Origin of the sequence: Sphingomonas sp. SUN019 (assembly GCF_024758705.1) — a bacterium.
Classification (GTDB): Bacteria; Pseudomonadota; Alphaproteobacteria; order Sphingomonadales; family Sphingomonadaceae; genus Sphingomonas.
The window spans coordinates 2,610,119-2,634,476 of the sequence record NZ_CP096971.1; the positions used below are offsets into that span (position 1 = coordinate 2,610,119).

At 65.2% G+C, this 24,358-nt stretch carries 20 protein-coding genes, 1 tRNA gene and 1 pseudogene; 11 read left to right on the forward strand and 11 right to left on the reverse strand.

Annotation, left to right across the window (positions count from 1 at the left end):
• The first annotated feature begins 11 nt into the window (after positions 1-11).
• Positions 12-3,593, forward strand: coding sequence for a PAS domain S-box protein (locus M0208_RS12500; protein WP_258892015.1), 3,582 nt, complete (start codon positions 12-14; stop codon positions 3,591-3,593).
• On the opposite strand, the gene M0208_RS12505 is transcribed toward M0208_RS12500, so the two are convergent.
• Positions 3,575-4,219 (reverse strand): response regulator transcription factor, encoded by a 645-nt coding sequence (locus M0208_RS12505; protein ID WP_258892016.1) that lies wholly within the window; start codon positions 4,217-4,219, stop codon positions 3,575-3,577. The two genes, M0208_RS12500 and M0208_RS12505, sit on opposite strands and share 19 nt — an antisense overlap.
• Before the next feature lie 200 nt (positions 4,220-4,419).
• On the opposite strand from M0208_RS12505, the gene M0208_RS12510 reads away from it, so the two are divergent.
• The 5 genes from M0208_RS12510 to M0208_RS12530 all read left to right on the forward strand — a co-directional run bounded on the left by M0208_RS12510 (position 4,420) and on the right by M0208_RS12530 (position 13,260).
• On the forward strand, positions 4,420-5,430 hold the full coding sequence (locus tag M0208_RS12510) for a hypothetical protein (protein WP_258892017.1): 1,011 nt from the start codon (positions 4,420-4,422) through the stop codon (positions 5,428-5,430).
• A gap of 20 nt (positions 5,431-5,450) precedes the next feature.
• Positions 5,451-5,906: a hypothetical protein gene (locus M0208_RS12515; protein ID WP_258892018.1), complete on the forward strand. Its 456-nt coding sequence runs from the start codon at positions 5,451-5,453 to the stop codon at positions 5,904-5,906.
• A 66-nt stretch (positions 5,907-5,972) separates the two neighbouring features.
• Positions 5,973-7,037, forward strand: a complete 1,065-nt coding sequence (locus tag M0208_RS12520) for a hypothetical protein (RefSeq protein ID WP_258892019.1) — start codon at positions 5,973-5,975, stop codon at positions 7,035-7,037.
• Positions 7,038-7,099: 62 nt separating this feature from the next.
• Positions 7,100-12,100, forward strand: coding sequence for a hypothetical protein (locus tag M0208_RS12525; RefSeq protein WP_258892020.1), 5,001 nt, complete (start codon positions 7,100-7,102; stop codon positions 12,098-12,100).
• On the forward strand, positions 12,097-13,260 hold the full coding sequence (locus tag M0208_RS12530) for a DUF11 domain-containing protein (protein WP_258892021.1): 1,164 nt from the start codon (positions 12,097-12,099) through the stop codon (positions 13,258-13,260). The genes M0208_RS12525 and M0208_RS12530 overlap by 4 nt, the downstream gene beginning before the upstream one ends.
• Positions 13,261-13,503: 243 nt before the next feature.
• Here the strand turns inward: M0208_RS12530 and M0208_RS12535 are convergent, their stop codons facing one another.
• Entirely contained in the window at positions 13,504-14,238 is a 735-nt protein-coding gene (locus tag M0208_RS12535; RefSeq protein ID WP_258892022.1) for an SDR family oxidoreductase, read from the reverse strand.
• Between the two features lie 131 nt (positions 14,239-14,369).
• Here M0208_RS12535 and M0208_RS12540 point away from each other — a divergent pair, with 131 nt between their 5' ends.
• Positions 14,370-14,681 carry a helix-turn-helix transcriptional regulator gene (locus M0208_RS12540; RefSeq protein WP_258892023.1) on the forward strand — a complete coding sequence of 104 codons (312 nt, stop codon included), beginning with the start codon at positions 14,370-14,372 and terminating at the stop codon, positions 14,679-14,681.
• On the opposite strand, the gene M0208_RS12545 is transcribed toward M0208_RS12540, so the two are convergent.
• On the reverse strand, positions 14,682-15,557 hold the full coding sequence (locus M0208_RS12545; RefSeq protein WP_309547034.1) for an aldo/keto reductase family oxidoreductase: 876 nt from the start codon (positions 15,555-15,557) through the stop codon (positions 14,682-14,684).
• A 97-nt stretch (positions 15,558-15,654) separates the two neighbouring features.
• Between M0208_RS12545 and M0208_RS12550 the strand changes: the two genes are divergently transcribed.
• A complete protein-coding gene (locus tag M0208_RS12550) occupies positions 15,655-16,551 on the forward strand; it encodes a LysR family transcriptional regulator (protein WP_258892024.1) in 897 nt (298 codons plus the stop codon).
• Between the two features lie 189 nt (positions 16,552-16,740).
• Here M0208_RS12550 and M0208_RS12555 read toward each other — a convergent pair whose 3' ends face one another.
• Positions 16,741-17,034, reverse strand: coding sequence for a hypothetical protein (locus M0208_RS12555; RefSeq protein WP_258892025.1), 294 nt, complete (start codon positions 17,032-17,034; stop codon positions 16,741-16,743).
• A gap of 281 nt (positions 17,035-17,315) precedes the next feature.
• On the opposite strand from M0208_RS12555, the gene M0208_RS12560 reads away from it, so the two are divergent.
• The 3 genes from M0208_RS12560 to M0208_RS18510 are packed head-to-tail and all read left to right on the forward strand — an operon-like array spanning position 17,316 to position 18,042.
• On the forward strand, positions 17,316-17,732 hold the full coding sequence (locus M0208_RS12560; protein ID WP_258892026.1) for a DUF1801 domain-containing protein: 417 nt from the start codon (positions 17,316-17,318) through the stop codon (positions 17,730-17,732).
• Between the two features lie 18 nt (positions 17,733-17,750).
• Positions 17,751-17,912, forward strand: coding sequence for a DUF3253 domain-containing protein (locus M0208_RS18505; RefSeq protein WP_309547007.1), 162 nt, complete (start codon positions 17,751-17,753; stop codon positions 17,910-17,912).
• Positions 17,887-18,042: a hypothetical protein gene (locus M0208_RS18510; RefSeq protein ID WP_309547008.1), complete on the forward strand. Its 156-nt coding sequence runs from the start codon at positions 17,887-17,889 to the stop codon at positions 18,040-18,042. Before M0208_RS18505 ends, M0208_RS18510 begins: the two co-directional genes overlap by 26 nt.
• A 1,080-nt stretch (positions 18,043-19,122) precedes the next feature.
• On the opposite strand, the gene M0208_RS12570 is transcribed toward M0208_RS18510, so the two are convergent.
• The 7 genes and pseudogenes from M0208_RS12570 to M0208_RS12600 form a co-directional block, all read right to left on the reverse strand.
• On the reverse strand, positions 19,123-20,076 hold the full coding sequence (locus tag M0208_RS12570; RefSeq protein WP_258892027.1) for a hypothetical protein: 954 nt from the start codon (positions 20,074-20,076) through the stop codon (positions 19,123-19,125).
• A 247-nt stretch (positions 20,077-20,323) separates the two neighbouring features.
• Positions 20,324-21,208 (reverse strand): S8 family serine peptidase, encoded by an 885-nt coding sequence (locus tag M0208_RS12575; RefSeq protein WP_258892028.1) that lies wholly within the window; start codon positions 21,206-21,208, stop codon positions 20,324-20,326.
• Between the two features lie 429 nt (positions 21,209-21,637).
• Positions 21,638-21,778, reverse strand: a complete 141-nt coding sequence (locus M0208_RS12580) for a hypothetical protein (RefSeq protein ID WP_258892029.1) — start codon at positions 21,776-21,778, stop codon at positions 21,638-21,640.
• A gap of 77 nt (positions 21,779-21,855) precedes the next feature.
• A pseudogene (locus M0208_RS12585) lies at positions 21,856-22,038 on the reverse strand (MFS transporter); the annotation flags it as partial.
• Between the two features lie 548 nt (positions 22,039-22,586).
• Positions 22,587-23,618, reverse strand: a complete 1,032-nt coding sequence (locus tag M0208_RS12590; RefSeq protein ID WP_258892030.1) for a serine/threonine-protein kinase — start codon at positions 23,616-23,618, stop codon at positions 22,587-22,589.
• The gene (locus M0208_RS12595; protein ID WP_258892031.1) at positions 23,618-24,091 is read right to left on the reverse strand and encodes a hypothetical protein; all 474 of its coding nucleotides are present in this window, start codon (positions 24,089-24,091) and stop codon (positions 23,618-23,620) included. Before M0208_RS12595 ends, M0208_RS12590 begins: the two co-directional genes overlap by 1 nt.
• A 170-nt stretch (positions 24,092-24,261) precedes the next feature.
• Positions 24,262-24,336, reverse strand: a tRNA-Gly gene (locus M0208_RS12600).
• Positions 24,337-24,358 lie beyond the last annotated feature (22 nt).

Sequence of the window (24,358 nt, forward strand, 5' to 3'; positions counted from 1 at the left end):
ACTTGACGATCATGACCGCCCGGAACCTCCAGACGCGCCCAGTTCGTGATCCGTGGCCCGGTGGCAATCTGCTCATCGCGATTGTCTTCACCGGTGCGGTCTTTGCTGCGGCGTGGTTAAGCATGACGCTGTCTGCGCGCATGGTCGGCGTTTCGCCGATCTGGTTGGCCAATGGACTGGTGGTCGGCATCTTGGCCGGCCGATCGCCGCAGCTTGTGAGATGGTCCGGCCTCAGTGCGGTCGCAATCTTCGCAGCCAATCTTGCAACCGGAACGCCGCTGGCGCTCGCCGCTGCGATGACCGCGATCAACGTCGCCGAGATCGCGGGCCTGCTTACCATGCTGCGCTCGTCGAGCGTGTCGACCGGGCGGCCCGCCGGGCTCGTGCGCTTCATCGCGCTGGCGGTGGTCGCGGCATTGCTTAGCGCGCTGATCGCGGCCGCGATGCTGCACGTCATTACGGGGGCCGCCTTCGCCACCGTTTTGGAGATATGGCTCACCTCCGACCTACTCGGCCTTTTGATCATCGTGCCGCCCTTGGCCGGCCTGCGCTGGCGCGACGTGAATAGGCTGCACGAGCTGCGGCAGATGGCGCTGGCCGCCACGCTGTCGGGGTTAACCGGCTTCATCACCTTCGCTGTCTTCTCACAGCAACCCTATCCGCTCCTGTTCCTGGTGCTGCCGTGCCTGATCCTCAGCACGTTCACGCTCGGCTATCTCGGGGCGGCGTTGGCCAATACGGTCGCGGTGCTGGTGGCCGTCGCGATGACGTCGCTGGGTCAGGGGCCGATCGCATATCGGCTTGCCGACCCTTACGCGCGGACATTGTTGCTGCAGCTGTTCCTGGCAATAAACGCGCTGGTCACGTTCCCGGTGGCGGCGCTGTTGAAGCAGAGCCGCTATCTGACCGCGACGCTGCGGGATAACGAACGACGCGCGCGGCAGCTCGCCGAGAATATTCCCGCGGCCGTGATCGCCGTCCGCAACGGCAGGATCAGTTACGCGAACCCCGGCTTCGCGACGCTTACCGGCCGTGCAGTAGAGGCTGTTAACGAAAAGCCGTTCGACGAAATGCTGGCGGATGGCGCCCCGCCGTTGGACTGGACGAGCCGTCCCGGCGCACCGGTCCATGCCGATGAAGTGCCGCTGCTGCGCGCCGATGGGACGAGCCGCTACGTCGCCTTGTCGGCGACGCCGCAACATGGCGATCAGGACGATGCGAACGAGTGGATCGTCCTGCTGTTCGATATCGACGAACGGCGCGACGCGCTGCGCCGGATCGAGGCGAGCGAGCGGCTGCATCGGCTGCTGGCGGACAACAGCCACGACATGGTCGTGCGGATCGGCATCGACGGCGTGCGTCGCTATATCTCCCCGGCTTGCGAGCGGTTGCTGGGCTACACCGCCGACGAATTGCTCGGCGAAACGCCGATTGCGGCGATCCACGCCGACGACCGTGCGCGTGTCGAGCAGACGATCCGGTCGCTGCTGGACGGCGCGATCGATCCGCTCGCGACCTACCGCCAGCGCCACCGCGACGGCCACTACGTCTGGCTGGAGGCGGTGTATCGGCTTGTGCGCGATCCCCTGACCGACGCGCCTGTGGAATTCGTCGCCAGCGTGCGCGACGTGACCAGCAGACGCGCGGCGGAACGTGCTGCGACCACTGCGGCAGGACAGTTGAAGGAGAGCAACCGCCTCCTGACGATGGCCGAGAAGATGGCGCACGTCGGCCACTGGCGGCTGGATACCGTAACACAAGCATTGTTCTGGTCGAGCGAGGTATATGCCATTCACGGCCGGTCGGTGGACCACGTTCCGACACTGGCAAGCGGGATCGATGCCTATCATCCGGGTGACCGCGCGCGCGTCGCGGGGCTGCTGGAAGTGGCGATCGGGCAAGGCGATCCTTTCAGTTTCGAGGCACGCATCGTTCGTCCCGGCGGTGAAATCCGCTGGGTCGCGGCGAGCGGCCAGACAGAAAGCGCGCCGAATGGCGAGATCGTCGGGGTATTTGGCGTGTTCTGCGACATTACCGAGCGCGTCGTCGCAGAACAGGAGTTGATCGCCGCGCGGGTGGCGGCCGAAGAGGCGCTGGAGGCGCGATCGGTCTTTACGTCCACGCTGACGCACGAAATCCGTACGCCGCTGACCGGGTTGCTGGCTGCGGCCGAACTGTTGCGTAGCGGTAGCGGAGCAGACGACCAGCGCCGTCATCTCGATGCGCTGCACCGCTCGGCCGAACTGCTGTCGTCGATCATCGACGACGTGCTGATTTTCTCCAAGCTGGACGAAGGGCAACTCGAAACCGAACACATCGATTTTGATCTCGGTGCGCTGTGCCGTGTCGTCGTCGTCGCCTTCACCGCCAGCGCTGCGCAAAAGCAGATTTCACTGGTCGTGGATGGCGACATACCGACGCGCCGAGTGGTCGGCGATCCGACGCGCATTCAGCGCGTGCTGGCCAATTTGCTGTCGAACGCGGTCAAGTTCACCGACCGCGGCGGGATCGTGCTGCGGGTCGAGCATATTGTTGATGAAGGTCTGCAAATATGGCGCTTCACCGTCGCCGATACCGGGATCGGCATACCGCCTATGCGTATCGACGACATCTTCGATCCTTTCGTGCAGGCGGATGCGTCGATCACGCGCAGTCGCGGTGGCACCGGGCTGGGCCTGGCGATATGCCGCATGCTGGTCGACGCGATGGGGGGACAGATTTGTGTGCGCAGCGATGCCGCCGGATCGGAATTCGCCTTCACCTTGCCGCTGCCGGATGCCGCGCCAAGCACCGCAGCCGCGCCGGTTTCGGAGCCGGTCGTGTCTAGTCGATCGCTGGACGTGCTGGTCGCCGAAGACAATGACACCAATCGCTATCTGATCGTCGCGCTGCTCGAACGCCTGGGCCACTCGGTCGCGACGGTCGAGAATGGCGCGTTGGCGGTCGAGGCGGCGCGCACGCGGGGCGCGCGCCCGTTCGATCTGATCCTGATGGATGTGCAGATGCCGGTGATGGACGGGATCGCGGCGACGCAGGCGATCCGCGCGCTGCCCGGTCCCGCAGGATCGACCCCGATCTGCGCCGTTACCGCGGACGATATTCGTCAGCGCCGGGTGCAGCTGCTGGCGGCCGGGCTGAACGACGTCCTGGCCAAACCGATCAGGCGCGACGCGCTGGAACGCGTGCTAGGCGCCTTCGATCGCGCCGCTCCGCCCCGTGACGCCGACGAATCGCGCTTTCTCGAATCCGCGACTGCGATCGACGCCGACCGGGTGGCGGCATTGACCGCGACGGTCGGCGTCGCGGGACGTGACAAATTGCTCGCATTGCTGATCGACGACGCACAACGTCGGCCCCGCGCGATCCGGGCATGTTTCGAACAGGGCCGTTACGACCAGATGGCGATGGAGGCGCACAGCCTGCGCGGTGCGGCGGCGATCGTCGGCGCGGAGACGCTGGTCGGGACGCTTCGTCGTCTGGAACAGGCGATCGATACGAAACAGGTCGAGGCCGCCGCGGTCATCGCGGTGGAGGCGGCGGCGGACGCGGTGTCAGTCCAGGCGAGCGAATTGCGTCAGACGCTACCGGGCTGATCGGTCGGCACCGGATCGAAGCTTTTCAGCAGCAGCACCGCCTGCGTCCGGTTGCTGACCCCGATCTTGCGAAAGATCGCTGCCAGGTGCGACTTCACGGTCGGCTCGGCGATGCCCAGGTCGTAGGCGATCTGCTTGTTCTGACGCCCGCTGGCGATCGCGCGCAGCACCTTCAGTTGCGCCACCGACAGCTCGCCGATCCGGGCGGCGCGCGGATCGCTGTCGACGGGATCGGCCATCGCGCCGTCGGGCAGCCATTGTCCGCCGGCCAGCAGGACGCGGATCGCGCCGACCATACCCTCGATCGGCGTCGCCTTCGACAGGAACCCGCGCGCGCCCAGCTTAACGGCCTGATGGACGATAGCGGGTTCGTCGCGGCTGGTGACGATTGCGATCGGCGTGGCGGGCCGCATAGCACGCAGCATCGCCAGCCCCGCGAAACCCTGAACGTCTGGCAGCATCAGATCGAGCAGGATCAGATCGTGGCTATGCGCGCGCGCTGTCGCCTCCGCATCGGCCAGCGTCGCCGCAGCATCGACCAGAATGGTCGGATCGGCCGAATGCGCCGCCATGGTCAGCGCGGTCGCGAACATCGGATGGTCGTCGGCGATCAGGATACGCTGCACGACTTGTCTCTCCGTCAGGAATCTCGACGAATCGCGCTCCCAATCGGGGCCGATCGCAAAGGATTAGGTAAGACATCTAAGCGTGTGAAACGCGCGTTTCCACTGAAAGGATGATGCCCGGAAAACGGCCGCTCATCCCTTTGAATGAGTGCGCGCCGGCGGGAAGGTATCGTTAACGGTGTCGGGCGTGGATGGTGGGCATGGACACGCAGCATCCACCCCTTCGCCAACGCCAACGCCGTCACGCGGCGGTCGCGTTCTTCATCACAAGCTCGTTCGCGGCGCTGTTGCCCAGCTCCGCTCAGGCAGCCGGTGTTCGCGCCGGATCGCTGATCGCGAACACCGCGACCGCCACCTATGACGATGGCGCGACGACCGCGACGGTAAGCTCCAACACGGTAACGCTCAAGGTCGACGAGATCGTGGACGTTGCGGTCGCGTCACGCGATTCCGCCGACCTTCGCGTCGCCGCCGGATCGAGCGGCAATGTGCGCAGCTTCACCGTATCCAACCCAGGCAACGGCATGGAGGCATATGTCCTGACCGCCGACGGGCACGTCGACGGGACGGCGTTCGATGCGACGATCACCGGGCTGGCGATCGATACGAATGGCAACGGCGTGTACGAAGAGGGCGTCGATGCGCCGTTTGTCGCGGGATCGGCCACGGCTGCGATCGCCCCGGACGCCTCCATCACCGTGTTCGTCCTGTCCTCCATTCCGGCCGGGGCCAGCGACGCCCAGCGCGGCGCGGTGCTGCTGCGCGCAGTGGCGGAAACGGGCAGCGGACCTGCGGGCACCGTCTTTGCGGGCCAGGGCGCAGACGGCGGTGATGCGCTGATCGGCGCCACGACCGCCGACGCGCGGGCGACCGGCGGGCTGATCGTTTCGCGCGCGAGCGTGCGGTTCGAAAAGGCGGCGGTCGTGCTCGATCCCTTCGGCGGCACGCGCGTCGTGCCGGGATCGATCGTCACCTACCGCCTGTCAGCCACGGTAGACGGCAGCGGCACGGCGCCCGGATTGCGTATCGCCGACACGATCCCGGACGGCACCAGCTACGTCGCGGGCAGCCTGTCGCTGGACGGCCGCAGCCTGACTGACGCTGCCGATTCCGACGAAGGCGCGGGCTCGGCCACGCGCATCGACGTCGTGCTGGGCGATGTCGCCGCGGGCGCCGCGCGCGTCACCGCCTTCAAGGTCAAGATCAACTAATCGCTCGAAAGGAACCTGCCATGAAACCGACCCTTCCCCTTCTCGTCCTTCTCCCCGCGCTGGTTGCCGCTGCCGCGCCGTCGGTGCTGCTCGACAGCGTCGTGCTCTCCGAACAGCTCGGCGTCGTGAACGGCAAGCCGCAGACCGTGCTGACGACGCCGGGCACCGTTCTTCCGGGCGACAAGCTGGTGTTCCGCACGCGGTATCGTAACGAGGGCAAGGCCCCGGCGACGAAAGTCGTGGTGTCCAACCCGCTGCCCGCAGGCGTCGCCTTCGCCGGACAGGCATCGCCTGGCAGCGACTTCTCGGTCGATGGCGGGCGCACGTTCGGGGCGTTCGGCGCGCTGAAGGTGCGCGACGTATTGGGCGCCACCCGCGCCGCTACCGTCGCCGACGTCACCACGATCCGCTGGACCGTGGCGACGATCGCGCCCGGCGCATCGGGCACGCTCAGCTATCGCGGGATCGTCCGCTAGTCATTCGACCGCCCCGGCGCGCGGCGGACCGATAGCGCGTCGAACAACCAGACGAAGGAAATGACGATGACACGTACCAGCATATGGCTGGGCGCGGTGAGCCTGTGCGCGCTCTCTGCGCTGGCCGCCACGCCTGCTTCCGCCCAATCCACGCAGACCGCGGCGGGCAGCAGCATCACTAACACCGTTTCGATGAACTATCAGGTCGGCGGGGTCACGCAGACCACGCAGACCGCGTCCGACACCTTCACGGTCGATCGCAAGGTCAACCTGACCGTGGCCGAACTCGGCACCACGACGACGCAGGTGTCGCCGGGGCAGACCGCAGTGGTGACCACGTTCCAGGTCACCAACACCTCGAACGCTACGCTCGACTTCGCGCTCGTCGTCACGCAGCAGGCGGGCGGCGCGGGCGCGCACGCCAACACCGATACGTTCGACGTGTCGAACGTGCGCATCTTCGTCGATACCAACGGCAACGGCGTCTATGACGCGGGCACCGATACGCAGGTGACGTACCTGGACGAGATCGCCGCCGACACGACGCGGACCGTGTTCGTGCTGGCCGACGTGCCGCTCGGCCGTGCGACCGGCGACGTGGCGGCGGTGACGCTGACCGCAACCGGGCGCGAAGGTGGCGCGGCAGGGGCCACCGGCGCCGCACTGGTGCAGACCGCAGGCGCGAATACCAGCGGCATGGACACCGTCTTCGCCGACGGGGCGGGATCGACCGACGCGTCGCGCGACGCATCCTATTCGGCCAAGGACGACTATACCGTGCTGGCCGCCGCGCTGACGCTAACGAAGGTGAGCCGGATCGTCAGCGATCCGTTCAACGGCACCACCAATCCCAAGATGATCCCCGGATCGGTGGTCGAATATTGCATCGCGGTCAGGAACGCCGCGGGCGGTGCGAGCGCCACGAACGTCGCGCTGTCGGACGTCCTGCCCACCACGACGACCTATTCGTCCGCGTACGGCATTTTGCTGAACGGCACGATGACCGGATCGACGTGCAACCTGGATGGCGCGTCGGGCGGCAGTTACGGATCGGGCACGGTCAGCGGCACGCTGCCCAGCCTGACGGCAGGCGATGCGCGCACGCTCGTCTTCCGCGTCACCGTCAACTGAGCTTTCGCCAGCGCGTCCGTGAAATCCCCGACGGACGCACCGGCGAAGACCTGGAACTCCTTATGATCCGCCCGATCCTTCACCGCCTGCTGGCGCTGCTGATCCTGTCGTGCATTGCCGTCGGGCAACCGGCGCTGGCGTCGTCGCAGGTGGTGAACGTCGCGCAGGCGACGTGGGATGTTGCGGGTGGAACGACCAGCCTGCCCTCGAACGTTGTCGTGCTGCCGGTCGAGCAAGCGCCGACCGCGACGCTGACGGCCTATCACCCCGGCGGCATTACGTCGCCGCGTGCCCCGGTCTGCCACCGGGCGGACGGCGGCAGCCTCCCGATTTTGCTCCCCGCCCCGCCGGGGACGACCCCGATCGATCCCGCCCCCGCCACCGCCATCCGCGCGGGCGAGACGTTGCTGTTCAAGCTGGTGGCGCGCTTCGCCAATCGCGATGCCGCCGCCGTAGACAGCTTCAACGCGGTGATCGTGACGACGCACGGCGACCGCGAGGTGCTGACGATCTTCGAGACCGGCGTCGACACCGGCGAATTCGTCGGTGCGATCCCAACCCGCGCGGTGCCGCCCGCGGTCGTTCCTGGCGACTGCGCGCTAAGCCTGCTGCCCGACGATCAGGTTTCGATCGAATGCCAGAAGACCGGTGACCAGCATCCGATCGTCAGCACCTCGCTCGACGTGCTGATCGATCCCTACGGCCTAGTGTTCGACAGCGAGGACGGGACGCCGGTGTCGGGCGCTCGCGTGACGATGATCGATGCGGCGACCGGGCAACCCGCGCGCGTTTTCGCCCCCGACGGGACCACGCCCTGGCCATCGACCGTCGTCACCGGCGAAACCGTGATCGACGGTGCGGGTAACCGATATCCGTTGCCGCCGGGCGAGTACCGCTTCCCGCTGGCCGCGCGTGGCAACTACCGGCTGCAGGTCGCGCCGCCCGCGCCCTATAGCGCGCCGTCGAAGGCGACCGCGGCGCAGCTCGTTGGCCTGACGCGTCCCGATGGCGAGCCGCTGACGATCGATCCCGCGTCCTATGGCGGCAGCTTCCTGCTGTCCGATCCCGCCCCGGTGCGGATCGACGTGCCGCTCGATCGCCCGGCGGTGGCGGTCAGCGTCAGCAAGACAGCGTCGCGCGGGACGGCGTCGCCCGGCGACGCCGTGCTCTACACCGTGACCGCGCACAATCCCGACGGCGCGCACGCAAAGCGCGGCGTGACGCTGACCGACATCCTGCCCCCCGCGATGCGGCTGCGCAGCGGCACGATCCGCGTCGACGGGCAGCCCGATTCGCAGGCGGTGACGGTTGCGACCGACGGGCGGCGGATCACGATCGCGCTCGGCACGCTCGCCCCGGCGGCCACGCGCACCGTCACCTACGCGCTGGAGGTCCGTCCCGACGCGCGCGAGGGCGAGGCGATGAATCGCGCGACCGCAGTGGACGCGCGCGGTCGCGAAAGCGTGGCGAGCGTGGCCGTGCGGATCACGCGCGAAACGATCGCGGCGCGGATGACCATCGTCGGCCGCATCGTCGACGCCGCCTGTGAGGCGCGCGCGCCTTTCCTGCGCGGTGTGGCGGGTGTGCGCGTGCTGCTGGAGGATGGCAGCTACGCAGTCACCGACCGCGACGGACGCTATCATTTCGAAGGCGTCGTGCCGGGCACGCATGTGGTCAAGATCGATGCCGCGGGCAGCCCGGCATGGTCTTTCGTCGATTGCGCGCGCAGCACCCGGTCGGCGGGCAGCGCGACGTCGCGCTTCGTGGAGGGGCAGGGCGGCACGCTGGCCGCAGCCGACTTCCATGCCGTGCCAAGCGGCAGGGCCGTGATTCAGGACGCGGTCACGGTCGCCTTGTCCGACCGCGACGCCGCGGGGGCCGAGCGCGACTGGTTCGCAGGCGGCGGGCCGAACATCGCCTGGCTGTTTCCGGAAGCCGATCACAACCCGCGGTCGCCCGCGATCCGCGTCGCGATCCGGCATCTGCCGAACCAGAAGATTCGGCTGTTGGCGAACGGTCGCGCGGTCGATCCAATCACGCTGGACGGCACGCGGAACGATCCGACCAACAGCTTTGCGGTGACGCTGTGGCGCGGCGTGCCGCTGACCGGCGCGGCGACGACGCTGATCGCCGAGGTGGTCGGTGCGGACGGCAAGATCGTGGAGACGCTCACCCGGCGCGTGGCGTTCATCGCCTCGGCGGCACGGGCGGAATTCGTCGCCGCACGGTCGGTGCTGGTCGCCGACGGCGTGCAGCGGCCGGTGATCGCGGTGCGGATGCTGGATCGCGCGGGTCGCCCGGTGCATCACGGCGTCGTGGGTGAGTTTGCGCTACCCGCACCCTATGAAGCCGCGGTCGCGGTCGACGCCGAACAGGCGCGGATGTTGTCGGGGGTCGATCGCGCTGCGCCGTCGTGGCGGGTCGATGGCGACGACGGCGTCGCGCTGATCGCACTTTCGCCGACAACGATCAGCGGTGCGCTGACGCTGCAATTGCAGTTCCGCGACGGCGATCAGACGCGCGTCCAGACGATTGACACCTGGCTGTCGCCGGGCAACCAGCCGTGGACGATCGTCGGCCTGGCCGAGGGGCGGATCGGACATCATGCGCTGGCCGACAAGGTCGAACCGCTCGCCGCCGCGGCCGGCGATCTGGAAGCGTCTGGTCGCGTCGCGCTGTACGCCAAGGGGCGGGTCCGCGGCGACTGGCTGCTGACCTTCGCCTATGACAGCGCGAAGCGGCGTGCGGAGCAAGGGCTGACCGGCGCGATCGACCCGAACGCCTATTACACCGTCTATGCCGATCGGAGCGAACGCCGCTACGACGCCGCCTCCACGCGCAAACTGTACCTGAAGCTGGAGCAACGGCAATTCTATGCGCTGTTCGGCGATTTCGTCACCGGCTTCGGCGACACGGTGCTCGGCCGGTACGTCCGCGCTGGGACCGGCGCGAAGACCGAACTGCGCCACGGCCAGATCACCGCCAGCGCGTTCGGCGCGCGGTTCGAGACGCACCACCGCCGTGACGAAATCCAGGGCAACGGGTTGTCCGGCCCGTATGCGCTGTCCGCCAGCGGCGTGGCGGCGAACAGCGAACAGGTGGCGATCGAGGTGCGTGATCGCACGCGGTCGGAACGGATCGTCGAGCGCCGCACGCTGACCCGCTTCGTCGACTACGACATGGATTATGCCGCGGGCACGGTCCGCTTCTCCGCGCCCGTGCTGACCCGCACCAGCGCGCTCGACCCGCAATTCATCATCGTCGATTATGAACTGTATGCCGCGGCGGGCGGCGCGGTCAGCGGTGGTGCGCGCGCGACGTGGAGCAGCAAGGATCGGGCGCTCCGCATCGGCGCGACCGTACTGAGCGACGCGGGCGAGGATCGCCGGACCTCGATCGCCGCGGCCGACGTGCGGCTGCGCGTCGGTGCGGGAACCGAGGTCCGCGCCGAGATCGCCGCGAGCCGCGCGCGCGGCGCGACCGATGCCGCCTGGCTGGTCGAGGCCGAACATCACGATGCGCGCGTCGACTTGCTGGCTTATGCCCGACAGCAGGACGCGGCATACGGCGTGGCGCAACAGAACGCCGCGGAGCGCGGTCGCCGCAAGATGGGCGTGGACGCGCGGGTGCGCATTACCGATGCATTGTCGGCATCGGGCAGCGCGTGGATCGACGACGACCTGAGCGGCGATGCGCAGCGGCGGGCGGTGCGCGCACGGGCGGAGTATCGCCACGGATCGACCAACCTGCGGCTGGGCGTGGTCCATGCCGAGGACCGCACCACGGAGGCCACGAACACTTCCACTTTGCTGGAGGCGGGCGCGTCGCGCGCCGTGCTCGACGGCCGCGTGACGCTCGATGCATCGACCAGCATCGCGCTGGGCAGCGCGGACAGCGCCGATTTTCCCGCGCAGCACCGCGTCGGCGCACGCTTCGCGGTAACCCCCGACGTCACGCTGATCGGCGGATATGAGATCGCCAGCGGCGGCGCGGTCGACGCCCGCACCGCGCGGATCGGGTTCGACGTTAAGCCGTGGAACGGTGCGCGGCTGACCAGCAGTGTCGGCGATCAGCAGATCGCCGAATACGGTCGCCGCGCCTTTGCCGCCTATGGCCTCGCGCAGTCTCTGCAGCTCGATGCGCACTGGACGGTCGACGCGACGCTGGACGGCAATCGCACGCTAAACGGAATTTCAGTGGCGGATGTCGTCAACCCTGCGCATCCGGTCGCATCGGGCGGGTTCGTCGGCGGCGGATCGACGCTGACCGAGGATTTCACCGCGATCACGCTGGGCGGCACGTATCGCGCGACATTGTGGAGCGCGACTGCGCGGGTCGAGCGGCGGTTTGCAGCGGACGAGGACCGCGCGGGCGCAACGCTGGGCGTGATCCGCCAATTGGGCGAAGGCGTGTTCGGTGCGCTCGCGACCTGGACGCAGGCCGCCCGCGACGGCGGCGCGCAGTCGACGACGCTCGATATAGCAGTGTCCGGCGCATATCGTCCCGCCAGCAGCCGGCTCGCCGCGCTCGGCAAGGTTGCGTGGATCGCGGACAGCGTGACCGGTGCGGTTGCGGGCGTGGCCGGACCGATCGGCAGCATCCCGCTGTCGATCACCGGCGATGCTGTGTCGCGACGCCTGGTTGCGAGCATGTCGCTCGACTGGGCGCCCTATGGTCGCGACGCCGACGGCCTTTACCAACGTGACGAATTCGGCCTGTTCATCGGCACGCGCTACGTTTTCGACCGGATCGACGGGCTGGACGTGGCGGGGTTGTCGACGCTGATCGGCTGTGACGCGCGCGTCGGTCTCGGCGACCGGTTCGAGTTCGGGCTGACCGGCACGCTGCGCGGCGACCTGGCGCGCGGCAGCTTCGGATACGCCTTCGGTCCGTCGGTCGGGTTTCGTCCGGCGCGCGACGTGCTGATCGGAGGCGGGTGGAACGTTCACGGTTTCGCCGACCGCGATTTCGCCGCCGCTCGGCAGACCCGGCAGGGACCGTACGTCACCGCGCGAATGAAGTTCGACGAGGGCAGCCTCGCGTTTCTGGGATTGACCAAGTGAAGAAGGCTTTTCTCATTTCGGCTATCGCGTTGGCGCTGACCCCGGTTGCGGCGGCGGCGGATTGCGATGCGGCCAACCGCTACGGCTTCCTTTTCGCCAATCAGGCGGCGGCGACGTTGACCTATGGTTCGACCTACAATTACACCGCCAGCACGACGGGCGGCGCCACCCGCGCATTCTCGATGACACCGACACAGAACGGCCTGAGTTCGACGCAGGCGGGTGGAGCGCAGATGCCGGCGATAACCACGCTGGTCACCGGTCCGGACGCGACGAAGCGCGATCTGGTGCTGGGCGGCACTTTTGCGGGACGAACCGCCGATATCGCGAGCGGCACGCGGGTGGTGTCGGTCACGTTCACCTTCGCGCAGCCGATCCGAGACTTCGCCATCAAGGTGCATGACGTCGATTTCACCGCGAACCAGTATCGCGACTGGCTGATGGTGACGGGGGTTGGCGCCGGGGTGACCTATACGCCTGCGATGACGACGCCGTGGGGAAACAGCAACGCGGCCGGGGGCGCGCGCACAAACGCCAGTTCCAGCGTGACGGTGGGCGCGTCGTCCACGCCAATCGCGCTGACCGCGGCGCAGGGTGCCGGATCGGGCGCGTCCGGCAACAATTCGGACACTGGGACCGTCACCGCCACCTTCGCGCAGCCCGTCACGACGATCACCGTCCGCTATGGCAACGCGCCGTTCACGTCGGGCGAAACCGCAACCGGGCAGCAGGCGATCGGGATAGAGGGCATCAGTTTCTGTCCCATGCCGCAGGTGAGCGTGACAAAGACGTCTGCTCCGGTCGGGACTCACGCGCTGCCCGGCGGCGACGTCCGTTACACCTTTACTGTCACCAACACCGGCGGCAGCCCGGTCGATGCGGGGACCATCGTGCTGACCGACGTCCTCCCGGCCGCGATCACCTTCCGCAATATCCCATTGGACCCGGGGACGGGCGCTCCGTTTGACATCGCGCCGGGCAACAGCGGCATGACGATGACCAACGGATCAGGGGTATTTTCCAACACTGGCGGATCGACCTTCGGCTACGCCCCGGTCGTCGGCTACGATCCGGCAGTCAACGCCATCCGCATCGCGCCGAGCGGGACGATGGCCGCCAGCTCCACTTTTTCGGTAAGTTTCGTCGCTGCAATCAAATAGTCAATTCTTTAGGGAGCCGCATCCGTCAGAGTGATTGCGCGCTAGGTGTAATTACCTTCGGCCAGTGCTGCTTGCACCCAAACGTCGAGGGAGCGCCGACCAGGGAGCGCGGGTTCGCCAAGAACGGCTGCTGAATGAATGTCTGATATCAGGACCGTTTATTGCTTCGTGAATGTCTTCTCCGCCTTCTGCGGCCAAATGCGTCGGCTCCTCCAGACATTATAGAGGAGCCGATCACGTGTCTTACGCGGCTGCTCCGCCATCGATGTTGAGCGTGGTGCCGGTTATGTAGCTCGCATCCGGTCCAGCGAGGAACGATACCGCGCCTGCAATCTCCTCGACTTTGCCGTAGCGGCCGAGTGGGATGAAGCCGATCATTTGCCCGGCGAACTCGCTGTTGGCGGGGTTCATGTCGGTGTCGATCGGTCCCGGCTGCACGGTGTTGACCAGGATGTTGCGTGGGGCGAGATCCTTCGCCCACCCGCGTCCCAGCGCCGCCACGGCTGCTTTGGTCGCGCTATAAGCCGCGGTCGCAGGAAAGGCCATCTCGCCCGAGACGCTGCCGATCAGGATAATGCGACCACCATCGTTCAGGTGCGGCAGGGCCGCGCGCGTGCCGACGTGCAGGCCTTTCACGTTGACGCCGAACTGGCGGTCGTAGATTTCGTCGCTGTCATCGGCGATGGCGGCGAACTCCGCGACGCCGGCATTGTGGACCAGGATGTCGATCCCGCCGAGGGCGGCGGCGGCCTGTTCGACGCCGGCCCGCTGCGACGCGGGATCGGCGGCATCGGCCTGAAAGGCGAAGGCGGAGCCGCCCGCACCCTCGATTGCCGCCACGGTCGCGTCCGCCGCCGCCTTGTTGCCGGCATAGGTGATCGCCACCGTTGCGCCATCGGCCGCCAGTCGCCTGGCGATGGCCGCACCGATGCCGCGCGATCCACCGGTGACGAGCGCCTTCTTGTGTGCAAGTGACATGTGATTCCTCCAAAATGTGGCCCGCGATCACGGTGGCGTGCGCTGTTGGCAGGCAGAAAGATGGAGCCTCGCTTTAATAGTTCAATATTACCGAACTATTAAATTGGCAGCCGCGTTCTATATTTCGGCCTATGCCCCGCTTCACCCATCCCCGGCTGGAGGACGTGCCGCTCGACCTGGCGCTCCACGCGCTCGCCGATCCTAACCGGCTGGGCATGGTTGCGCGGCTGGCCGCGACCGCGCGGCTGAGCTGCACCGATGCGGCGCCGTGCGAGACGATTCCGAAGAGTACGCTGTCGAACCACCTCAAGCTGCTGCGGTCTGCGGGGTTGATCGAGACGACGCAGGCCGGGCGCGAGATGATCAACACGCTGCGCCGCGTCGACTTCGACCGGCGCTTTCCCGGCCTGCTCGACGCGGTGCTCGCCAACCGGCCTGCCTGATTATCGGCCGATCGCGTCGAGTTCGGCTACGGCGTCCTTCGGCAGCGTCAGCGATGCCGCGGCGAGGTTCTCGCGGAGGTGGGCCACCGACGAGGTGCCGGGGATCAGCAAGATATTGGGCGATCGCTGGAGCAGCCAGGCGAGCGCCACCTGCATCGGCGTTGCCTCAAGCTGCGCCGCCACGTCCGACAGCGCCGCCGATTGCAGCGGGCTGAAGCCCCCGAGCGGGAAGAATGGGACGTAGGCGACGCCCTCCGCCGCCAGCGCGTCGATGAAGGCGTCGTCGTCGCGATGAGCGAGGTTGTACTGGTTCTGGACGCACGCGATCTGGGCGATGTCGCGGGCTTCCTCGAATTGCGTCGGCGTCACGTTGCTGAGACCGATGTGGCGCACCAGCCCCTGCCGCTGCAGGTCAGCAAGCGCCTTGAGCGGTGCGGCGAGCGATCCTTCCGTCGGGCCGTGGACGTCGAACATCAGCCGCAGGTTGACGACGTCGAGCGCCTCCAGGCCCAGGTTCTTCAGATTGTCTTCGACGGCGCGCGCCAGTTCGTCCGGTGCGAACGCGGGCAGCCACGAAGCATCCTCGCCGCGCCGCGCGCCGATCTTGGTGACGATCAGAAGGTCGTCGCAATATGGGGACAGCGCCTCGCGGATCAGACGGTTGGTGACGTGCGGGCCGTAGAAGTCGCTGGTGTCGATATGATCGACGCCAGCCTCCACGGCGGCGCGGAGGACGGCGAGCGCCTGATCGTAGTCGTGCGGCGGGCCGAATACGCCCGGCCCCGCGAGCTGCATCGCGCCATAGCCGAGCCGCTTTACGGTGCGTCCCGCGAAGGAATAGGTGCCTGCATGATCGATCGTCATCGTCATCGTCATCGTCATCGTCATTCTCCTGTGCTGGCGCGGAGATACGGCTTGCGGATCACTGCGATAAGCGGGAGTGATCCGCACGGGCTGTGCGGAAAACCGAACGATGAAGGCCGACCTCGCCGATCTCAACGCCTTCCTCGCGGTCGCGCGGGCGCGCGGCTTTCGCGACGCGGCGCGCGTGGTGGGATCCAGCGCCTCGACCCTCAGCGAGGCGGTGAGGCGGCTGGAAGCGCGGCTGGGCGTGCGCCTACTCCACCGCACCACTCGCAGCGTCGTGCCGACCGAAGCGGGAACGCGGTTGATCGAGCGGCTGGCGCCGGCACTCGGCGAGGTGGAGGCAGCGCTCGACGTCGTGAACCTGTTCCGCGACCGTCCTGCGGGCACTCTGCGGCTCAATGTACCTGTCAGCACGGCGCGACTAGTGCTGCCGACGATCCTGCCGGGCTTCCTCGCCGCCTATCCTGACATCCAGGTCGAGATCGTCGCTGAGGACGGCTTCGTCGACATGGTGGCGTCGGGCTGCGATGCCGGTATCCGCTACGACGAGCGGCTGGAGCAGGACATGATCGCCGTGCCGATCGGCCCGCGCGTCCAGCGGTTCGCGACGGCGGCGGCACCCGCGTATCTGGACGCACGAGGCCGACCCACCCACCCGCGCGACCTTCTGGACCATGCGTGCCTGCGCGGTCGGTTCACCAGCGGCGCGCTGACCAGCCCGTGGGAGTTCGAGCGCGACGGCGAGGTCGTGCGGATCGAGCCGCAGGGGCCGCTGATCGCCAGCGTCGCCGGGGCCGCGGACCTGCTGGTCGACGTAGCGATCGCGGGCGGCGGGATCGTTTCGCTGTTTGAGGACTGGCTGAGGCCGGCGCTCGGCTGCGGCGCGCTGGAAGCGGTGCTGCCGGACTGGTGGCAATCCTTCTCCGGCCCCTTCCTCTACTATTCGGGACGCCGCCTCGTTCCGCCGCCGCTGCGCGCCTTTCTTGACTTTACCCGCAGCTAGGACGCCACTTGCCGATCCCTTGCGATGCTACATCGATTTTAATGAATTCGGTGAGTACGGAACAGGCGGTGGATGGCTTCGTCATGTGCGTGGCAACAAGCTGAACGAAGGTCCGAAGTTGGGGAAGGCTGATGGGCCTGCGAACGTCTGGTTGTGGGTCAAGGCTGACGCAAGTAGACGGCGTTGGGCTTAGGACGAACCCGCCATCGTAATCGGTGTGCTGCTCACGTGCTGCCACCACGCGGAAGCTAATTTGCTTTTCATGCCTTGGACTCGAGCGTCGCCTTGCAAGGTGGCGTTACGAAATAAGTGGAGATCGATTGCCGTCTGCTCCGCGAATGCCGCTAGCGGAGCATGCTCATATTTGAGCAAATCGGCGATACGCTGCACCCGGCTCATCGCTCCAGGGGGCGTGCCGTTGCCGTCGTAACCAACGATCGACTCGATTGCAGCGAACAAGGCGGGGACTGCGGAACTGGCCATAGGATCATCTTGGCAGATTATACTTAACAAACTTGCATGCTTTACCGGCGGCGCTCTGACTTCGACATTCTCGCGGCAGGTCCGAGACCTCGCAAAAATCGACGTAACCAACGGGAATTTAGCGCTAAATACGAGTTGAAAAAGAAACTTAGTGAGCGTCTGGTTGCAGCAAAGAGCCAAGGTGGCCGGAGTGACCCTATGTGGGCCGCCGTGGACGCAACGCAATTTCCAACTCTGGTTTTTCGGCATACCTTGATCGCGCAAGCTCGAGGATAGGTAAGATGGCGGAGCGATCGGCACCAGCGGACGTGGCGGCGATGGACGCGCGGATCGCCGGCGTAGGTGATTGGCGCGGTGAGACGCTGGCGCGGATGCGTGCGTTGATTCGAGAGGCGCTGCCGGACGTAGTTGAAACGATGAAGTGGAAGAAGCCGTCCAACCCGGCCGGCGTTCCGGTATGGGAACGTGCGGGAGGCGGTATTCTCTGCACCGGCGACGCTTTCAAAGACAAGGTCAAGTTCACCTTCGGCCGTGGCGCCATGCTGTCCGATCCAGATGGCGTATTCAATGCTGGCTTGAACGGGAACGCCATGCGCGCGATCGATTTGCGGAAGGGAGAGACGGTTGACCCCGACGCATTCCGGGAGCTGGTACAGGTGGCAGCGGCCGACCAAGCGGCACAGCGCCAGAAGCGCTAGCAGCAAACGCTGGCGACCATGGAAGCGAGCGAGACCATACTGGCGCTACTCGCCGACCGCGCCGCCGAGGCAACGATCTGTCCGAGCGAGGTAGCTCGGTCATTGGCTACCATGGCTAGCGGGAAGTCATCGGCCGGGGGGGTGGCGCAACACGATGCCGGCGGTTCATGCCGCAGTTGACCAGTTAGTGGACGAGGGACTGGTGCGGCTGAGCTGGAAGGGGCGGAAACTCGTGACACGGGCCGGACCATATCGGATCGGTCGTTGCGTGCGCAGACGGCGACAGCATCACGTTACGGAAGCACGGTAATTCCCGGTTAGCCAAATGGCCTCGTCAACAGCATGAATGAATGGCCGCGATTGAGAAATTGAAAGGCCGGACTTGAGCGTTTGATTCTGGTCTAGTTCACCGTATCGACGCCGACGTTCCATAAAACAGACGTGGAGCCGCAGCTACGCACCCTAGTTCCTGCCGATTGGCAACGCGCGGGCACTTCCTAAACGCCGATATTAGTCCGTCGATGCCAATTGCGCGTGCGCTGATCCGATGTCGGATTACACGCGCCATGAACGACCAAAAAACGTTTAGCGGGTGGGCGTGAAGCCGTCCAAGATGAAAAAATCCGGCATCGTCGCCGTATCTACCTCAAGCAACTGTCTTTGCAGATCGGCCCTCCCATGCTGTCAACGCCGCAACACTGCTGGCCTCCGTAACAACATTTGTTTCCGCACGGTGAACCCCCTTCGAAGAAATAGCAGTTGCTATCAGGGCTCGGAGGCGGAGGCGTGTTTTGGAAGGTGCCCGGAAACTGATTGCACGTGCGACCGTCCAGACAGTAATAGTCGGCCGGACAACAGATTTCGCCGCAGCATTTTTCGCCTTCAGCACAGCAAACTTGGCCGCAATCCCGTCCCACCGGGCAGCATCCGTCACGGGTGTTTTCGTGCGCGCCCAGTCCTTTGCACGTCTCGCCATGATCGCAACAGCCGGAGCCTGAAACCCCGGGTGTAGGAATACCGCACACCTTTGGGCAGCATTTGCTTTTCCACACCGGGTTGTCGGGAATCTGGCAAATGCCGAAGCATTCCGCATAATTTGCGTAACAGCCGCCAGTCTCGATCAGCGCCCAAGCCGCAGCACCCGCACACCCGGTACCAAAGCTGAACAGGCACGCTTCCGCAGCTTCGATCGCGACCTTACCCAGGCAGATGTTGCGCAGATTGTCGCAACGGTCGGTACAGCCGCGACATGCGTCTTGCGACGCCTCGCTTGGGATAAAGGCGGGGACGATGGCATCGACTCCCGTCGATATCGACAACGTCGAAGCGGCCACACGGTATGTCCTCTGGCTCCTGTAGAATGATGCTTCGGCCGTGAAGGAGGGAGTGCTCATGATCTGCCCCCATATTCGTAAAAGGGCGCCATTTTAGTGACGAGAAACGGAAACTCCTCCGTGACATCCACGCGCACATAGAATTGCTCCCGGAAGTCTGTTTTCCGATTGGCGTAGCTGAAAATGACATCGACCATATGGCGCATTTGGCTAGCTGCGACCGGCCGCGTTCCGACTGATGATAAAGAATAGTCGTTCGCAAATTGCTCAGCTGCTCGGTGATAGATCACCGGATAGCGCATCGCCAGATAATTCAATGCACGATGTTCGTCTGTTGCGCCCATGTTGTCTGTCATTTGCATGATGCGCGTGAAGAGCTCATCAGCCGCCGGGCCGAACTGCTTCTCATTCATTCGGTCAGGCTTGGGAATTGCCGCTATAAGCGCGGTCCGATCGAATGAATAAATCTGGTCAAATACCAGGACAGGCACCATTAATCCGTTGCAAATAGAAACGGGAGCGATTGGCCCGCGGACGCCGATGACAACATCAATATCATTCGCACTTTTGGCGGGACGAACGGCGTCCATAAGAACTTCGAGGTCAACCGGGTCGCGGGGAAGCACAAGATAGCTTTCGAGCCCCTGGATATCGAGCACCCAACACAATTGACGCAACAGGTACCGGTTTTCGCGTCGGCTCAACGTTTCATGAAGAACCTGGTGATCGGATCTGCCTGCCGTTTCAGCACGTCCCGCAGCCTGAGCGAATTCCTTCTCGACAGCTAAATTCGGAAATCGCGCTTCGATCCGTCCAATGGCATATACGTGGGGAGCGGAACTCCGCGTCGCGGATTGCTCCGCGGCAGCGTCCGGGTCGCCACATGCCGCGCAGCCCGCCTGCGGGGTGACAGTACCGGATGCCTGCGACATCCCAGGCGGCGGCATGGTCTGGCTGCCAACTAAGGATAGTTCGTCCAAGGGCGTTCCAGCATCGAGTTGCTCGTTCATGATCCCGTTCCTCTTCACGAAGGGCTTGAACTGACGCTTTACCGTTTTGGAGAGAAAGACAGCCACCGATTGAGAGATTCCGCACGGCGGCTGCACCCCCCGCAAGGCTTCACGCCGATGTATGAACTGGCGCGCTTAATAACGTCGCCAAGGCCAACCTCTTCGTCAATGAGAAAACCCGGCAATCGAACGCGGCCTGATTTCGCGGCCGTCACGAAAGGGTCCGACTGATCGTCGCTATTCTTGGTCATGCCGTCCGCCCTTCCAAAAAAGTCGCCGACAGACGGCGATATGCGGCCGAGGCGTCGAGTAAGGGGGGGACGACTGAAGAGCGCCGTGCATGGGGCACGCCGAGCAGAGCTGATCGGATTTCGGTCGCAGTCGCCATCGGGAATTCGGACCACAGCAATGCAATGGTTCCGACGACGAATGGAACCGCCACGCTCGTCCCTTGAAGCTCAATAGCGGACTTCTCAACCCCAAGACCGAGGACGCCTTCGCCCGGTGCCCGCAAACCTCTCCGGCCGACCGAATTTCCAAAGTTCGACTCGATTGTCGGAAGGCCGTTCTTGTCGCATGCGACTACAGGGATGACGCCTAGATGGCGCGTCAAAGCCGTACTGCCCAATGTCATTCGATTGCCGGCGGCGGCGACCACGATCACGTCATGACGGACCGCGAAGTCGAGCGCATCGCGCAACGCATTCTCCCCCTCGACGGAAGACCTGTCAAAGCTGGCGCTCAAATTCAGCACGCGAGCACCGGCATCGACGCAAGTGATGATCGCTAATGAGAGATCAAGCAGCGTCCCAGCGGCCGCATTGTTGCCGCTGCTTGGTGACGTTGCGAATATCGGTCGCGTCAGGACGGTGCATCCCGGACAAATTGCGGGCGCGACCGATCCACGCTTTGCGCATAAAATGCTGGCGATGAAGGTTCCGTGCAGACAGGCCGCACCGCTCCCCGGTGCACAAATCATCCCCGTCGGACCGGACAATTCTCTTAGCTGAGCGTCGGCAAGATCGGGATGCCCTTGATGTACGGGTCCATCAATCAGCCCGATCTTGACAACCGGGCTTCCCACACCGCGCCGCATGAGATTGCGCAGCCCGACCAGATCGAGTGCTTCCATGACGACGTCTCCGAGAAAGAGACAAGGAACTTAGGTGGGTCTAAATTGATTCGTCGGCTTGGACGTACGCAAAGCTATGCGCGTTCATTATGTGCGTAGCCTAAAAAAGGCGCGATTTAAAGAGAAAGCTGCTACACAAACAAACAGCCTGCTCTAGCTGCGCGCAGATCGTTCCCGTGAATTGTTGAACGGCTAGCTGCCAGCCTTGCTCGTTCAGAATGTCCGGCTCCTGGCCTCATCAGCTTGGGCGTGCTCGGCTTCTCGGTCGGCGACCATTATTGGCATCGTGGTGACAGAAAAGTGCGGCTGCTTTGCCCGGAGGGCGGGGGTGGATCGGGTCCGGCCCGTCGCGGATGGTGCTTCACCAACGCGGCGCTGGGAGAACTTGGATCGCCAGTCACCGTAGTGCATGAGCCGGTCCAGCGCGGCTCAGTCGAGAAATTCGCAATCGTCCATCAGGTCCGCAAGGGGAATAAGACCCATGTCGGCGCACACGCCGTAACGCTGCGCTTGGCGCCGGGGCCGTTTCTCGGGAGCCCCGCCGAAGTCGCCGCGCACGTCGGCATTCACGCCGAGGCAGTGATGAACAAGGGTCCGAAGTTGAGATGCCGATATGATGCTCCCGACGTCCAGCATCGTCGCGACGCCAGCGCGGAGACGCCCCAGAAGGACGCACGCCAACCGAGATGTTCGCCCGCCCAGGTCGCAATCGGCACACCGATCACATTCGCGATTGTCAGGCCCATGAACCTCGCCGCCACCGCGCCTGCGCGGCGCTCGGCCGGCGCCAGGCTGGCCGCTACGACCGAGCCAACACCGAAAAAGGCGCCATCAGCTCGCGACGCGCGAGCAAGCGAAAGCGTTCGGCTTCCAGTGCGCATTCGTCGAACTGTTTCACACCGAGGGCAGGGCTTGACCCACGGTGCCTACCGCATTTTTCTAGGCGCGGGCGGCGGGCAGGGCGAGTTGACGCGCCGTTCCTGCCTACGCTGCCGCTCCGCCTTCGACAGCCACGGCGTCGGCAACCGCCTGTGCGCGCCCTGCCGGATGAAGCTGGCGGACGCGAGCCCGTACGCGGTGTGAAGGCCGCACCCTTGACATTTGCACGACGATGATTCACTTTTTGTTCACAGATTGGTCCACATGAAGGCGACGAGCCAATGAGCCGCAATTCGCCCAACCTGACCCTGAGTCTGCCCAAGTGCTGCCACTGCGGCCGTCACTGGCGGCCCGCTGAGGGAGTCGTCGCGGATCAATCACACTGCAAGAAGTGCGCGGACGATCGGCAGTCGGTCGCGGCTTCTAGCCTCGGTCTCAAGCGGATCACGCCAGCGGACCTGTCGGGCCGCTTCCTTCTGCCAAGACGCCTCAGGGCGAGCTAGACACCGAAGAACGCCTCCAGCCCCCTCACCGCATCTGCGCGGCTCTCCACTCCGCCCGAATTGGCCAGCGTCTTGTTCTGGCCTGCCCCGGTCGGCTCACTCCAGGCCTGCCACTCATGTTTGCGGGGAGACAGTCGCTTCCACTCAGCCACAATCCGGCGCTTGCCCTTAATCTGCTCCCAACGGATCAAGTCCTTCGCTACCGTCGTCTCCCACAACGGCAGCGTCGGGACGTTAGCGAGCGCCTTTAGTGCTTGGGCTGCGTTTTGGTAGCGGGCCGTATCGTCATCGTTGAGCATCTTGCGGATAGCGCGGCGCCAAGCCTTTGGAATGTGCGGAAGCCATCGCAGCGTCTCCGCAAACCCGCCATGCCTGACAATGTCTCGGGGGTCCGGTCCCTCTTCGTACCAGACCTGCCCGTGCAGCAGCCGGCATAGCGTCATGCCCAACGCCCATACGTCCGACTTGGCGCTGGTCCCCTTACCGTTCCACACCTCGTAGGCGATGTGGTCGCTATACCCCGCCTGCGAGGCGTAGCCGAGCACAAGATCGTCGGTTACGAGGCCAAAGTCGCTGATCTGGGCCTCGCCTTTGCCGTTCAGCAGGATGTTGGCGGGCTTGATGTCGCGGTGGACCATCCCGCGTGTATGCATGGCGCTAAGGCCCATCAGGACGTCATTGCCGACCTTGCGCACGGCCGAGAGGGTCATTGGCCCGTTCTCGAAGGCCGATTGCAGCGACCCGCCCGGGCAAAAGGCCATGCAGATGACGATGCTGTCCCCGCCCGGGGCTTCAGCTACATAATGGACCTGAACGACGTTACGATGGGTGGCCTTGGCTAAGTTGCGTGCCTCGTTAGAGCATCCCGCCTTGTATTCAGCCCATCGAGCGTCATCGTGGTACAGCTCTCTCTTGATGACCTTGATCGCGACTTCGCCGTGCGCCGGGTCTTCGCCAATGTATACCTCGCCAAAGGCCCCGTTGCCTAGCTTCGCTCCCAGCTTCAGGTCGGAAACGTAGTCTGCCATCAGGCGTTCCTGGCCGCAATCAGCAGCATCGCCGCCTCTCGGCTGAGTTTCCGCAGCGCTCCGCCTTCCGTCTTGTCCGCCCAAAAAGCGTCATCGGCCAAGTACTCGTCCACCTTCCGATCGCCATAAGTGCGGCTGATGACTGCCTTGGACTGCGCCTTGACCGGGCAATGGGAGGCCGCTGCTGCTATCACCACGCCGCGAACCTCCGCGCTGAGCAAGAAACCGAGGGTGGCGGGCCCCTTGCCCGCCACGGCGCTCGCCTTCACCACAACCCCGTCGATGCCGTTCTCCTTGACGTAGTCGGCGCACTGCTGGTGCAGCACGTTGTACGCCTCCGAGCGGTCGCCCTTCTGTACTCGCCAAGTGTCGTCGGCGTTGATTACAATCGGTCCGTCGTCATCGGGTATCGTAGCATCGACCACGACCACCGCCTCCTTGGAGGCTGTGAGCCCCAGCCATCGCGCTGTCATGCAAAACCCCGTTATCGTTATTGCGCTCTGATACAACGGGCTAGCGGTGCTGGGAAGCAATGGGATACAAACCGGGGCTAGCCCAAGCAATCTCGCGCCGACGCGCCATTAGACGAACGGCGTCTCGTAACCCCGCCCGTAACCCCGAAGGGTGCTGTGTTATGAAAAACTGGAGCGGGCGAAGGGATTCGAACCCTCGACCCCAACCTTGGCAAGGTTGTGCTCTACCCCTGAGCTACGCCCGCTCTGGCGCCTGTGCCCGGACGG